The organism is Virgibacillus halodenitrificans (assembly GCF_001878675.1).
GTDB classification, from domain to species: Bacteria; Bacillota; Bacilli; order Bacillales; family Amphibacillaceae; genus Virgibacillus_Q; species Virgibacillus_Q halodenitrificans.
In genome coordinates, this window is record NZ_CP017962.1 from 421,617 (window position 1) to 434,853 (window position 13,237).

At 36.8% G+C, this 13,237-nt stretch carries 14 protein-coding genes; 13 read left to right on the forward strand and 1 reads right to left on the reverse strand.

The window, feature by feature from the left end; genetic code table 11:
* The first annotated feature begins 136 nt into the window (after positions 1–136).
* The 5 genes from BME96_RS02250 to BME96_RS02270 all read left to right on the forward strand — a co-directional run bounded on the left by BME96_RS02250 (position 137) and on the right by BME96_RS02270 (position 5,191).
* Positions 137–1,285, forward strand: coding sequence for a thiolase family protein (locus BME96_RS02250; RefSeq protein ID WP_071648175.1), 1,149 nt, complete (start codon positions 137–139; stop codon positions 1,283–1,285).
* A 197-nt stretch (positions 1,286–1,482) separates the two neighbouring features.
* The gene (locus tag BME96_RS02255) at positions 1,483–2,781 is read left to right on the forward strand and encodes a DUF2254 domain-containing protein (RefSeq protein WP_071648176.1); all 1,299 of its coding nucleotides are present in this window, start codon (positions 1,483–1,485) and stop codon (positions 2,779–2,781) included.
* A gap of 20 nt (positions 2,782–2,801) precedes the next feature.
* Entirely contained in the window at positions 2,802–3,956 is a 1,155-nt protein-coding gene (locus tag BME96_RS02260; RefSeq protein WP_071648177.1) for a CapA family protein, read from the forward strand.
* 29 nt (positions 3,957–3,985) lie between these two features.
* Positions 3,986–4,807, forward strand: coding sequence for a DUF368 domain-containing protein (locus tag BME96_RS02265; RefSeq protein WP_071648178.1), 822 nt, complete (start codon positions 3,986–3,988; stop codon positions 4,805–4,807).
* 63 nt (positions 4,808–4,870) lie between these two features.
* A complete protein-coding gene (locus BME96_RS02270; RefSeq protein ID WP_019379240.1) occupies positions 4,871–5,191 on the forward strand; it encodes a thioredoxin family protein in 321 nt (106 codons plus the stop codon).
* Positions 5,192–5,670: 479 nt separating this feature from the next.
* Here BME96_RS02270 and BME96_RS02275 read toward each other — a convergent pair whose 3' ends face one another.
* The gene (locus BME96_RS02275; RefSeq protein ID WP_019379238.1) at positions 5,671–6,303 is read right to left on the reverse strand and encodes a VOC family protein; all 633 of its coding nucleotides are present in this window, start codon (positions 6,301–6,303) and stop codon (positions 5,671–5,673) included.
* Between the two features lie 120 nt (positions 6,304–6,423).
* On the opposite strand from BME96_RS02275, the gene BME96_RS02280 reads away from it, so the two are divergent.
* The 8 genes from BME96_RS02280 (at position 6,424) to BME96_RS02315 (ending at position 13,144) form a co-directional block, all read left to right on the forward strand.
* Positions 6,424–7,116, forward strand: coding sequence for a response regulator transcription factor (locus BME96_RS02280; protein ID WP_060681162.1), 693 nt, complete (start codon positions 6,424–6,426; stop codon positions 7,114–7,116).
* Entirely contained in the window at positions 7,113–8,453 is a 1,341-nt protein-coding gene (locus tag BME96_RS02285) for a HAMP domain-containing sensor histidine kinase (protein WP_071648179.1), read from the forward strand. Before BME96_RS02280 ends, BME96_RS02285 begins: the two co-directional genes overlap by 4 nt.
* Before the next feature lie 91 nt (positions 8,454–8,544).
* Positions 8,545–9,204, forward strand: a complete 660-nt coding sequence (locus BME96_RS02290; RefSeq protein ID WP_019379235.1) for a PepSY domain-containing protein — start codon at positions 8,545–8,547, stop codon at positions 9,202–9,204.
* A 312-nt stretch (positions 9,205–9,516) separates the two neighbouring features.
* Complete coding sequence (locus BME96_RS02295) at positions 9,517–10,410, forward strand: YegS/Rv2252/BmrU family lipid kinase (protein WP_060681170.1); 894 nt, start codon at positions 9,517–9,519, stop codon at positions 10,408–10,410.
* A gap of 448 nt (positions 10,411–10,858) precedes the next feature.
* Positions 10,859–11,317, forward strand: a complete 459-nt coding sequence (locus BME96_RS02300) for a MarR family winged helix-turn-helix transcriptional regulator (protein ID WP_077356444.1) — start codon at positions 10,859–10,861, stop codon at positions 11,315–11,317.
* 215 nt (positions 11,318–11,532) lie between these two features.
* On the forward strand, positions 11,533–12,162 hold the full coding sequence (locus BME96_RS02305) for an SDR family oxidoreductase (RefSeq protein ID WP_019379231.1): 630 nt from the start codon (positions 11,533–11,535) through the stop codon (positions 12,160–12,162).
* 148 nt (positions 12,163–12,310) lie between these two features.
* Positions 12,311–12,595: a glutaredoxin family protein gene (locus BME96_RS02310; protein WP_071648180.1), complete on the forward strand. Its 285-nt coding sequence runs from the start codon at positions 12,311–12,313 to the stop codon at positions 12,593–12,595.
* A gap of 84 nt (positions 12,596–12,679) precedes the next feature.
* Positions 12,680–13,144 (forward strand): YppG family protein, encoded by a 465-nt coding sequence (locus BME96_RS02315; protein WP_019379229.1) that lies wholly within the window; start codon positions 12,680–12,682, stop codon positions 13,142–13,144.
* Positions 13,145–13,237 lie beyond the last annotated feature (93 nt).

The window sequence follows — 13,237 nt, forward strand, 5'->3', positions numbered from 1 at the left end:
ATTATTGTTCTATACATGTCTTTTCCCGTCTAAATTAAATTAAAACATCTGTTATTAAAGTCTTTCGCTTACATGCTATTAAGGGTATAATTTAGATAATTGGGAATAAAATGTCAACTACTTATGAGGTGAGGAAATGAGAGAAGTTGTTATTATAGAGGGCTGTCGTACGGGTGTAGGGAAAAGAAAAGGTTTATTTGCTAACTACCGTTCAGACGAGCTTGCTGCTATCGTTCTGGAAGAACTGGTACATCGTAGTGGCGTCAGTAAGGAATTGGTGGAAGATGTTATTCTGGGGTGTGTTACTCAAATTAACGAACAGGGAGGCAATGTCGCTCGTACCGCATCCTTAATTGCTGGGTTCCCTGTTCAAGTGCCAGGCGTAACCATTGATCGTCAATGTGGCTCGAGTCAGCAGGCGGTTCACTTTGGAGCCCAAGCCATTGCATCAGGAGATATGGATGTTGTAATCGCTGGTGGCATTGAAAGTATGTCAAGGTCCCCCATGTTTTCTAATATGGGCAACATTAAACCAAGTAAAAAGCTTACGGATAAATATGAAATTGTTAACCAGGGGATTTCAGCGGAAAAAATAGCTGAGCAATGGAATTTATCGAGAAGGGATCTGGATGAATTCGCTTTGCGAAGTCATAAAAATGCTTTACAGGCTATAGAGAGTGGATACTATAGTAGAGAAATTGTTCCGGTTGGGATACAAACAGAAGAGGGTGAGTCGATTTTAGAGCAGGATGAGGGGCCAAGAAAGGGAACCACATTAGAAGCCTTGGCTGATTTAAATCCTGTGTTTAAAGAGGATGGGAAAATTACTGCTGGAAATGCAAGTCAGATGAGTGATGGTGCCAGTGCCGTATTACTAATGTCTAAGGAAAAAGCAGACAAATTAGGCGTAAAGCCAAAAGCTAGAATTATTACACGTACGGTTGTAGGATCTGACCCAACATTAATGCTAATAGGACCCATTGCGGCAACAAAAAAAGCACTGGATAAAGCAGGGCTTGATATACAGGACATCGATCGATATGAAGTAAACGAGGCATTTGCACCAGTCCCACTTGCTTGGCTTAAGGATATGCAGGCAGATATCTCTAAACTTAACGTTAACGGTGGCGCAATTGCACTTGGTCATCCACTTGGCGCAACTGGCACCAAATTACTCGTTTCTCTACTACATGAATTGGAAAGGATAAAAGGAAGGTATGGACTTCTTGCTATATGTGAAGGAATGGGGATGGCAAATGCAACTATTATTGAAAGAATAAAGTAAGCGAAAAAAATTTTGTAGAATATGATATAGCTTAATAAATATATGACCGTACAAGTTGTCTCATAAGGACATTACCTATATAAACAAATAATAAATTTCCTGTTTTAAAAAGCCTTCCACGGCTTTTTTTTGCGTTGTTTTAATCCTTTTAGGGTACATATAGATAAAATTAAATAAATATAAAGGGAGAAATAAACATGTACCAGAAAAAGTTTTGGATGAAAGTGAGAGGAAGTTATTGGTTTGTTCCATTATTATATGGTATTACCTCTATTCTCCTTGTGATAGGAAGTATGTTTGCTGATAAGTGGATTATAGGCAGCTTCAAAGATAGCCTGCCCTCCATACTGTTAACAAACTCTGGCATAGCAAAGGAATTGTATGGTTCGTTAGTTACTGCCATTTTAACAATGACTACAATAAGTTTTTCTGTAATAATGGTTGTTTTAACTACATACTCCACACAGTTTTCACCTAGAACGCTTCAGGATTTTATGCGGAGCAAAATGACACATCACGTGCTTGGCGTTTATTGTTTTGGTTTTATATATGCATTATTAAATTTAGTATTGGCTGGAAAAGAAAATACTTTTTTAGGACCAATTTTTATGGTATTTATTGCGATTACCTCGTTGGCATTCTTTATTTATTTCATTCACCATTCTGCAAGGTGGCTACAGGTGAATAACCTTGTGGGAAAATTAAGAAAAGATGCTACAAGAGTAATTCGTGATACGTTTAAGGAAAGTCACTTCCCGGAAAATGAAAAGTGGGATTCCGAGGAAATTAAAAAAATAAAGCAAACCAATATGGAAACGATATACGCAATGAACCCAGGATATGTTCAACATGTAGAATGGACAGAACTCATAAAATGGGCAATAAAGAAAGATTGTGTCATTGAGGTTCAGGTAAATACGGGTGATTTTCTTCCAGAAGGATATCCTATCATGCATGTGTATCAAGTGGATAAGAAGATTAATAAAAAAGAAATCAATCATTTGCTTGTCGTTGGCCAAGAGAGGACAGATATCCAGGATGCGGAATTTACGTTACAAAAACTCGTGGAAATTTCGCTGAAAGCTATTTCACCAGCAATGAATGATCCCCACACGGCAATTAATTGTATTAATCGTATCGGAACAGCACTAGCGGATATAGGACGACATTATAAAGAAATCAATTATTTTTCTGACCAAGAAGGTCAATTACGTATTATGCGTACCCCAAAAAAATTTGAAGACTATCTATATAAAAGTTTTTACCAAATCATGAATTATGGTAAAGACGATGTGTCTATACTTTATAGTCTGATTGAAGTATTATATAATTTGGCATTAGTAAGTGATTTAAACATAAAACGAAAGATTTGGGATTTTCATTTTTACATTATTGAGGGGATTAACTGGGATTGTTTGCATGAAATGGATCGTAATCACTTAAGTCATATCTATGATAAATTTAAAGCATGTTGTAACATGGAAAAAACTACGTAAAAATTGTGGGGACATAAGAGATGGCTATTAAAAAATCAATATATTTTCCAGTGGTATTACTGCTGATGTTGTTTTTAGCAGGATGCCAAGGAAGTAATCCAGATACTCAGGTTGAAAATCACAAAAAGAAAGATACCTATCTTTCAGAAAAAGATAAGATGAATAAACAAATTACGTTGTCTGCTGTTGGAGATATCTTGATTCATGACCGGGTATATGATGATGCGAGAGTAAAAGATACATTTAATTTTATGCCTATGTTAGATCGTGTGGACAGTTATTTAAAAGCTTCGTCTGTTACATTTGCTAATCAAGAAACAATGGTTGGTGGGGAAGAAATTGGCTTATCGGGTTATCCAAGATTTAATAGTCCATACCAAATCGGTGAGGCATTGAAGAAAGCAGGCGTGGATGTCGTTTCGCTTGCAAATAACCATACTCTTGACCATGGTGAAGAAGCAATCCACAATGCCATTAACTATTGGAAAGAAATAGATATGATGTATACAGGGGCATATGAAAGCAAAGCAGACCAAGAAAAACTACGAATCTATGAGACAAATGAGGATATATCCTTAGCTTTTTTGGCATATACCTATGGTACAAACGGGATGACAGAACCGAAAAACAAGGATTATTTAGTCAATCAAATAGACGAGCAACAAATAGCAACAGAAATAGCTGAAGCAGAAAAGCAAGCAGATGTCGTTGTGCTGAGCCTTCATTTTGGAGATGAGTATGAAAGGTTACCTAATGAGAGACAAAAAGATTTAGTTCAATTTGCTGCCGATCAAGGGGCAGACATCATTCTAGGCCATCATCCCCATGTTTTACAACCTGTTGAGTGGGTGGAGGGGAAAGGTGGGAAAAGGAGTTTTGTTATTTATTCCTTAGGAAACTTTTTATCTGGTCAGGACGAATTTTACCGAAGAATTGGTGGAGTACTAACGTTAACTCTTACAAAGGAAGAGAAGAAGGGTGAAGAGGCTAAAGTGAAAATTAGTAACCCACAATTTCTACCGACATTTGTAACGTTTACGAATGAATCAGACTACAAGGTAGTCCCAATGTATCAGCTTAAGGAAACGGATTTACCTGATGCGAAAAAGCATTATAACGAGATTAAGGATCATATGACACGGTGGATGGAAGAGCTTCAATTTCCGGAACAGTGAGCATACTAGTCAAATCAGGAGGAAATAGAATGGAATGGAAAAATATTTATCGTGGCATGTTAATGGGAGCAAGTGATGTAATTCCAGGAGTTAGTGGAGGAACGATAGCAGTATTGCTTGGAATTTACGACAGGTTGATTGCTTCAGTTAATGGGGTGTTAAGTAAAAACTGGAAAAAACAGTTAGGCTTTTTGGTTCCTTTAGCAATTGGTGTTGGGACAGCAATCTTACTTTTAAGTAAATTAATCGAATGGTTATTTGAACACTTTCCGGGCCCTACACAATTCTTCTTTTTGGGGTTGATTATTGGGGTATTACCTTATTTGTTTCATAAGGCAGATGCAAAGCACTCCTTTAAGATGAATCATGTGATTTTACTTGTAATTGGCGCTGTTATAGTGGGCTCCATGGTGTTTTTAAATGCTGGTGAGGTTGGAGTCATGACAAAACTACAGCCTTCTGATTATATTTTACTTTTCTTTTCCGGATTTGTTGCAAGTAGTGCAATGATTCTTCCCGGGATTAGTGGATCGTTCATGCTTTTAATTCTTGGGGTGTATCCAACAGTGATCGGTGCTATAAGCAATATGCATTTAGATATTATTGCTGTAACAGGTGCAGGGATTTTACTTGGTATTGTTGTAATGAGTAAAATTATAAACTATTTCCTGACTAATTACAGAACAGGAACGTTTGCTTTAATTATCGGTTTAGTTATTGGTTCCATTGTTGTTGTATTTCCTGGATGGCCATCAACGACTAATTTGCTTTTATTAAGTATTGTTGCTTTCGGTGCAGGCCTTTTTGCAGCCTACATTCTCGGTAAGGTCGAATATAAGGATGAAGCATAGAAAAAGACAAACCGTGTGAAAATGTTTAAAATAAAAGTAATAGATGAGTAAGGAGTGTAAAGAATGGAGCATATAAAAACAGCAGAAAATTTTAATGAAATTATAAAGAGTGAAGAACCTGTAATTATTAAGTTTTTTGCAGATTGGTGTCCTGACTGCAAACGAATGGACATGTTTATTGGGGAAGTAATGGAAGAGTTTCAAAATTATAAATGGTATCAGATTAACAGTGATGAAGTTGAGGGAATTGCTCAAAAGTATGAGGTAATGGGGATTCCAAGTATTTTAATCTTCCAAAATGGTGAAAAGAAGGCACATCAACATAGTGCCTATACTAAAACACCTGAATCTGTAACAGAATTCTTGCATCAGCAATTAGGTTAATAAACAAAATAGCGGCCCTCCCCCTAGAAGGAGGAGCCGCTATTTTTATGCAAAAAGATAACCTAAGGGTGGACACACTAGTTCTCAAAATGGATAAGCTGCGAAGTAATTTGGTAGGGATACAAATTCCCGTTTTAAAAAAATCCAATATAGCTAATCCCTGAATATTTAGGGCAAACTTCTTTGCTTTCCAGCCATAATTCATTTTCCGGCGGATTATCTCGCTCTGCTGCCGATTAGTTTGTTCTCCGGCGGGTTATCTCGCTCTGCTGCCGATTAAATTGTTCTCCGGCTGATAGTTTCGCTCTGCTGCCGATTAAATTGCTCTCCGGCTGATAATTTCGCTCTGCTGCCGATTAAATTGCTCTCCGGCGGATAACCTCCGCTCCGCTGCTGATTGTCCCAATACTAGTACGCAGTTCTCTCCAACTGTGCAGCCAATAAGTTATATGGAATAATGATTGTTCCAAGGTATTATTCTAGTCTTGTAAAGTGAAGTCAAGTTTATTATTGGAGGTAATCGTTAGTTTGCCATTACGTAAGGGGATATTGTTCCCTTCTACAGATATGTCAGTGATTTTCTCAAACTCCTCCAAATCAATTAAGCCATCTTGTATTTCTTGTATAGTAGTATTGTTAATATATTCACGGTCGTTCGGTATATTTTTCTGCTTTCCCCATTCAATTATAAAGGGAAAGACGCTCTCTGATTCCGGAAACAACATGCGCCACTGCAAATTGGTACCGTCCGGCTTCTCGCGTTCGCCAGCAATAGGACCAGCGAAGGAATAGTCCAACTTAGTTAACCTCTCAATAAGTGGATCCATCTGTTCTGTACGGAGAGCATATTGAATTGGCCCTTCTCTGTTTTCCTCAAAAGCCACAACGAGTTGTTTAATTAAGGGATTGTCTGATTGATCCGCAATCTCCTCATTAAAGATACCCAGCCATTCTATATAGCAATCATTTCGGAAATACGCTAGGTAGTTAAAGGTTCCCCAGTTTTCGTGTCTTCCACCCTTAACGATCTTGCAATTATAAGTTTCCCCAAATAATTGAGCCGATTGAGCAGGATCCTTTGCAGCAATGACGATATGATCAATTCCAAGCATATCCTTCCAACTCCCTTTCATTTTCCTCTATTATAGTAATAAGAAAAAAGAAACGCTAATACCTTTTATATAAAGTTTGATATAGTACAGATAAGAAGACATAAAAAGCAGGTGGATAAAATGGGGAAGCCAAAGATTTTAATTGTGGAAGATGAACGCAAATTAAGCAGAGTTCTTGAGGTGGAGTTATCCTACGAGAATTATAATACAGAAATTGCCGATAGTGGGAAAGATGCACTTCAAAGAATGGAAGAACAAGAATGGGATTTGGTATTACTGGATATTATGCTTCCGGAATTAAGCGGACTTGAGGTTTTAAGAAGGGTTAGAAGAACAGACGACTGTACCCCAATTATTTTACTAACCGCACGTGATGAAGTGCATGACAAAGTAAGTGGATTGGACCTTGGAGCAAACGATTATATTACCAAGCCTTTTCAGATTGAAGAATTACTTGCCCGAATACGTGCAAACCTTCGTAAGCCATCGAATGAAAAAGTAAAAAACCAAAGTTTAGATATAGGAGACTTAAAAATAGATATTGAGGCACATGAAGTAACTAGAGGGGGTAGAAATATTGATCTAACACCAAGAGAGTTTGATCTGCTTGTATGCTTAGTGAAAAATAAAAATATCGTTCTTACTAGAGAGCAGCTGATTGAGCATGTATGGGGATTCGATTATTTTGGTGATACAAACGTAGTTGATGTTTATATTCGGTATTTAAGACAAAAAATAGATAAAGGACATGAGACTACCTACATTCAAACGATACGTGGTGTTGGATATAGTATTAAGGATACGGTAGCATGAAGCTTCGAATAAAGATCCAGTTGTTTTCGAGTATTTTTATGCTTCTTCTGATTCTTCTCGTTAATACATCGATATACTTTTTATTCAATACAATTTCAGCAGAGAAAGAATTAAATCAATTGGTTGAACATACAAATACCATTGCAGAAGCGCTAAATAATAGTAATGGAGAAGTTACCGATGAGTTTTATAGAGCTTTTTTACCTGCTCATGGAATGATTCGTTTAGTTAAGAAGGATGACAAAGTAATCGGCGAGCATACAAAAGATGAGAAGTATGCAAATTTTGAACCAATCTATACGATTAAAGAAAAACATCAAATTGTTTCACAAAAAAATGGTGTAAAAACTGCGATTGTTTCCAAACCTATTATTTGGAAAAATGGAGATATTGTTACCCTTCAAGTTTCTAATCGGTTGGTTTCTCTTCATGAGACCATGCAGGTTTTATTTTTTGTATTAGCCATTGCTTCTTTAATCATTCTTATCCCAACGATTTTTGCTGGAAATGTTCTTGGCAGATTTTTATTAAATCCGATTAAAGATCTTATTGAGACAATGAAGGAAAATATGCGGGAAGAAGAGTGGAAAAAAATTGACACTGAAAATAGAAGTAAAGATGAGCTATATGAGATGGAGCAAACGTTTAATGATATGATCGACCACTTAAAAGAAAACTTTGATAAACAGGAAGTCTTTGTTTCTGATGCCTCACATGAATTAAAAACACCAATTTCTATTGTGAAAAGTTACGCACAGTTGTTGGAGCGGCGGGGCAAGGATAATCCTGACCTATGGAAAGAATCGATTGAAGCAATTGATTCAGAGGTTGATCGTATGCAGCGTCTTGTGGAGCAAATGTTATTTTTAGCTAAAAACAAGAGTGAGGTTAACTATGAACAAGTAGAACTGGCTGCTTTAACCTCTTCAGTTATTCAAACCTTCCAAGGAGCATACGACCGTGATATCCAGTTTTCACAGGATGGCGAGGCATTAACAGTGTATGGAAATGTTGATCAACTGAAGCAGGTCATTTATATTTTAATTGATAATGCTATAAAATATAGTGATAGCACGATTCATGTTAAGGTTTGTGAAAAAGATGAAAACATTCTTCTTCAAGTGGAAGACTTTGGCCAGGGTATATCAGAAAACGATCAAAAACGGGTGTTTGATCGTTTTTATAGAATTGATAAAGCCAGAAGCAGAGAAACAGGAGGAACAGGACTCGGTTTGCCAATAGCAAAAGCGATAATTACAGCACATAGAGGGAATTTAACTGTAGAAAGTATTCTAGGCAGGGGAACTGTTTTTACAATACAGCTACCAATTAGTTAAAATGAACACTCTCATCAATTTCTAATTTATTTCACATAAGACTTTCATTTCAGTTGGATATAATGATGGTAACAATAAGGAGGAGATTGAAATGAAAAGTAAAATAGCTGTTGTTGCAGGAGCACTTACTGGTGCAGCTTTTCTTGGTTTAGGTATTTATCATTCGGATGCCTCACAAACGGAACCGAAAATTTCAACTGATGATATTAAAACAATGGTAGCAGATCAATATCCAGGCACCATTACAGATATAGAGCTAGAAAAAAACTTCGATAAGATTTTTTATGAGGTGGAAGTTGAGAATGAAAACCGGGAATATGACCTGAAGCTGGACGCTAACACAGGTGAAGTGTTGAAAATAAGAGAGAAAGACACATCGGATAAAGAAAGTGTAAGTGAAAAGAAAACAGAAGCTTCTGATGGGGATAAGGAAAAACAAGAAAGCACGAAGGAGCAACAGCATGCTCAAGAAAATAAGCAGGCTCATGATAGTAAAGAGCAGAAAAATGATGATAAGCAGCCTGTAGAAAAAGAAAAAAATAAGCAGTCCAATGGTCTGATCGGAATGAAAAAAGCTGAAAAAATAGCGTTGGATGCATTTGCAGGAACTATTGTTAGCATGGAGCTAGATGAAGATGATGATCGAATGATTTATGAGATTGAAATAGAAAACGGTGAAGATGAAGCCGATGTGGATATTGATGCTTACACTGGTGAAGTTCTTGGCCTATCAATAGATCGTGATAACTAAAAAAGTAAAAAGTTGTTGAGTTAAAATACCCTTTTTTTAATATAAATCCGAACTGATTCAGTTAATAATGAATTTAGTTCGGATTTTTTGCCTTCAAAATACAACCTTTAGTATACATCGGCTGATACTTTCGCTCTACTGCTTTACAGGGTAAAATTTCTATCTCTTCCTCTCCAATAGGACCCAAAATATAGGTCGTCATATTACATAACTATTTAGTATTCGAGGTATGAAATAGGCTGTTTAGGTGTTTTCAATTGGGAGCGCTGGGGAATAGTAGGATAGGAGGAATTAAATTGAGGTGACAAGAAAATGATTACATATAACAAAGCTCTATTTTTGTACAATGGTAATGCCGGAAAAAAGGATATAGAGCGAAAACTGTCCTTAACTGTACCTGTATTAAGCCAGGCGATTAAAGAGTTAACTATACTACAGACCGAAACCTTGGAAGAAGCACGGAGGGTGTGTGTAGAATACGCTGAGAAAATTGATCTGTTAATTATTTTAGGTGGAGATGGCACCATCCACACCTGTATTAATAGTATTGCTCCGTTAGATAAAAGACCAATTATCGCGATACTTCCAGGCGGGACCTCAAATGATTTTTGCAGAACATTAGGAATACCTCAAAACTTAAAGGCTGCTGCTAATGCTATAGTTAATGGAAGCGTTATAGATATTGATATTGGAAAATCAAATGATAATTATTTCCTTAATTTTTGGGGAATCGGCCTTGTTGCAGAGACCTCCCAAAATATTGACGAAACGCAAAAGAAGAATCTTGGGGTACTTAGCTATTTTTTAAGCACTGTAAAAACATTCAGTCAAGCTGAGTCATTTTCCTATACAATAACTACGAACGAGGGAGAGTTTAATGGAGAGGCTGTATTAATTTTTGTGTTAAACGGTAACTATATTGGAACACAAGAAATCCCTGTAGGTACTTTATCTCCAATGGATGGAAAGATGAATGTCTTAATTATTGAAAACTCTAATTTTGCATCTTTTCGTGAATTGTTAGCGATGAATAATCCACGTATGGATGCAGAAGACTTTCAAGAGCTTAGCCACTTTGCTGTAAATGAGTTGAAGATAAAAACAAATAAACCGAAAAAAATAGACATGGACGGAGAATTATATACATCTACACCTGCGGATATTACTACACTTGCAGGACATATTAGAATAATTGGCAATTTATAACCTTATAAGATAAAGCTACTCTCCTCCATGGCTGTGAAAGGTATTTTACAGGTGTGTAAGATACACAGAAGGAACAACAAAATAAACTTACTACATGGAGCACATGTACTTACATGTGCTAATTAATCGAACATATGTTACCATGAAGGGGAGAAATATTCTTTGAAAACTAGCTAGTATTGTTATGAAAGTGAAACTAAAATGAGCGCCTTATGTGCAGCTAATATAGCACACTACATAAAAGCATCCAATCTTCAATGTGGAACTGCTCCATATAACTTTGGAATAAGTGGTTGCTTTTGTTGTGGAAGGGAAAAGCCTCCTAGAGAAAGAAGTGAACAGTAATTTCTTCCAAGCCTCTATTCCAATCTTCCTTTGTGGGTGCTATAGTTAAGTAAAAGGTGATAACAATTCTAAGGATTTTATGAACGGAAAGAAGGTTATAACGTTGAAGCCAGAGAGCACGTTGGAAGAAAAAAAGGAGGATCTTTCCTTAAGGTTATTTGTAGTTCTATCTAAAGCCTATCAGGCAATTATGGAACAAGTAGAGCAGGACATCCAATCCAAAGGACTAAATCTTACTGATTTTGCTGTATTGGAATTACTATACCATCGGGGAGAACAACCATTGCAAAAAATAGGACAGAAAATCCTGTTAACAAGTGGAAGCATTACCTACGTGATAAATAAATTAGAGAGAAAGGAATATTTATATAGACAGCCTTGTCCAAACGATCGGCGTGTAACTTATGCGGTTATTGCGGAGAAGGGGAAAAACTTACTTGATCGGATTTTTCCTGAGCATTGGGGTAGAATTGATGAATTGATGAGTGTTTTAAATGAAGAAGAAAAAGCAACTGCAATTGATCTTTTGAAAAGGCTTGGTACATCCATACGCAAATTATAATCTTGATGTGATGTATATCACAGCGGAGGGTCATAATGTAGGTTAAAATAATAGTGGGATATGGGATGTCTCAGCTCTATTATAATATATCGCAAGCTAGTCGGTATGCTTGCGGACCATGGGAAGCAGGATGTTTATCTTAAGGATAAATGTTTTGCTTCTATTTTTTTAGGAAATAGAATGAAGGAGTGGTTACTTTTAAGGAGGTATTAAAAGTGAGAGTATTAGTAATTGGAGCAAATGGAGCTGTAGGGAAACACGTCGTTGACAGATTGAAGGAGTCAGACCATCAGCCTGTGGCAATGGTTAGAGATACCGATCAGATTCCGTATTTTGAAGAGAAAAATGTAGAAACAGTTTTGGCGGATTTGGAAAAGGATTTTGAGAAAGCCTTTTATAATACAGAAGCTGTAATTTTTGCTGCTGGTTCCGGCCCTAAAACAGGAGCAGATAAAACAATTATTATTGATCAAGAAGGCGCTATTGAAGCAGCAGATCTTGCTAAAAAGCATGGAGTAAACAGATTTGTTATGCTAAGTTCTATGGGAGCAGATCAACCTAAGCAGGCTGAGCAAATTAAGCACTATCTTTATGCAAAGCATCGTGCAGATGAACATTTAAAAACCTCAGGATTAAATTATACTATCCTGCGCCCAGGTCGACTTACGGATGAACCTGCATCAGGGAAGGTAAATGTTCATGAAGGCTCTCCTGAAAGAGGGAGCGTGCCGAGAGCTGATGTTGCATCCGTTCTTGTTTATCTTTTATCAGCTCCACGAGCAGAAAATAAAATTTTTAATTTAATTGAAGGATCTACTCCTCTATCTGATGTACTTGCATATTAAAAAAATGAAAACTCCAGTATATCTCTAATGAGAACTGGAGTTTTTGCTTGTAATATAATTGTAATATATTTAACACAAAAAGTTTAGAAAGAATAAAAAGGGGGTAGTTAAAAATTAGACAATCAGTAACTAGTGGGAGGTGGCGACAATGACAGAGAAAAGTGTGCTTATTTACATTAGTGAAGAAAATGAAGATTGTAAGAAATTAATGAAGCAACTTGATGAATGGAATGTACCATACGAAGTAAGAAATGTTACAGATAATGCTAATTATAAGAAGGAACTTCAGGAAAAAGGGGTATATGGGACACCTGCTACGTATATCGGTAAGGAGCCATATGCAATATTAGGCTTTCAAAAGGAGAAAATCAGAAGTTCATTAGGCCTTGCGGATACTGACTTGAACCATAGTAAAACATATTCAAGTCAATAATTGAAATTGCAAAAAACAGAATCACAGTAGCTGTTTACTGCGCATATCTTGGTACTAGAAGGATTAGTAAAGGGGTGTGTTTGTATGAATTATCAGATGAACTTTAATCCATATCATCGGGTTGAATCACCATATGACTACCCGTTCCCGCCATACACTGACACGCAAAACTCTCAATTTTATCCCCAGTCGCCATATTATGGTCAGGAATTTCCGCAGTCACCCTTTGACATGTATGCAAAGCCTCAGCAACCACCAAATTGGCCATCACCTATGACAACTGCTCCACCTAATATAAACAATGCATCAGGTATGTCGGGATCTACGCCCAATATGAATAGTGCATCAGTTATGCCAGGAGCGCCACCCAATATGAACAATTCACCAGGTATGCAGCAGGGAAATGGTTTACTGAATTATTTTCAGGATAATGAGGGGCAAATGGACCTTGATAAAATGCTCTCGACCGTAGGACAATTGGCAAATACTTATCATCAGGTTTCCCCTATAGTGAAACAATTCGGCAGTTTTATTAAGAATTTCAGGTAAAATTTACATGTGACCTATTTAGCTTTAGGAAAGTGATGGAAATAGTAATATAGCTCATAGGAATGTTAGTTCAAGGGAATAAGATAAGGTATA

What these genes read in the sequence shown, in the direction of transcription:
- BME96_RS02270 (WP_019379240.1), top strand. Translation starts at nt 4,871, where the DNA reads ATGGAGCATATAAAAACAGCAGAAAATTTTAATGAAATTATAAAGAGT.
- BME96_RS02280 (WP_060681162.1), top strand. Translation starts at nt 6,424, where the DNA reads ATGGGGAAGCCAAAGATTTTAATTGTGGAAGATGAACGCAAATTAAGC.
- BME96_RS02310 (WP_071648180.1), top strand. Translation starts at nt 12,311, where the DNA reads ATGACAGAGAAAAGTGTGCTTATTTACATTAGTGAAGAAAATGAAGAT.
- BME96_RS02290 (WP_019379235.1), top strand. Translation starts at nt 8,545, where the DNA reads ATGAAAAGTAAAATAGCTGTTGTTGCAGGAGCACTTACTGGTGCAGCT.
- BME96_RS02255 (WP_071648176.1), top strand. Translation starts at nt 1,483, where the DNA reads ATGTACCAGAAAAAGTTTTGGATGAAAGTGAGAGGAAGTTATTGGTTT.
- BME96_RS02275 (WP_019379238.1), bottom strand. Translation starts at nt 6,303, where the DNA reads ATGCTTGGAATTGATCATATCGTCATTGCTGCAAAGGATCCTGCTCAA.
- BME96_RS02285 (WP_071648179.1), top strand. Translation starts at nt 7,113, where the DNA reads ATGAAGCTTCGAATAAAGATCCAGTTGTTTTCGAGTATTTTTATGCTT.
- BME96_RS02260 (WP_071648177.1), top strand. Translation starts at nt 2,802, where the DNA reads ATGGCTATTAAAAAATCAATATATTTTCCAGTGGTATTACTGCTGATG.
- BME96_RS02315 (WP_019379229.1), top strand. Translation starts at nt 12,680, where the DNA reads ATGAATTATCAGATGAACTTTAATCCATATCATCGGGTTGAATCACCA.
- BME96_RS02250 (WP_071648175.1), top strand. Translation starts at nt 137, where the DNA reads ATGAGAGAAGTTGTTATTATAGAGGGCTGTCGTACGGGTGTAGGGAAA.
- BME96_RS02265 (WP_071648178.1), top strand. Translation starts at nt 3,986, where the DNA reads ATGGAATGGAAAAATATTTATCGTGGCATGTTAATGGGAGCAAGTGAT.
- BME96_RS02295 (WP_060681170.1), top strand. Translation starts at nt 9,517, where the DNA reads ATGATTACATATAACAAAGCTCTATTTTTGTACAATGGTAATGCCGGA.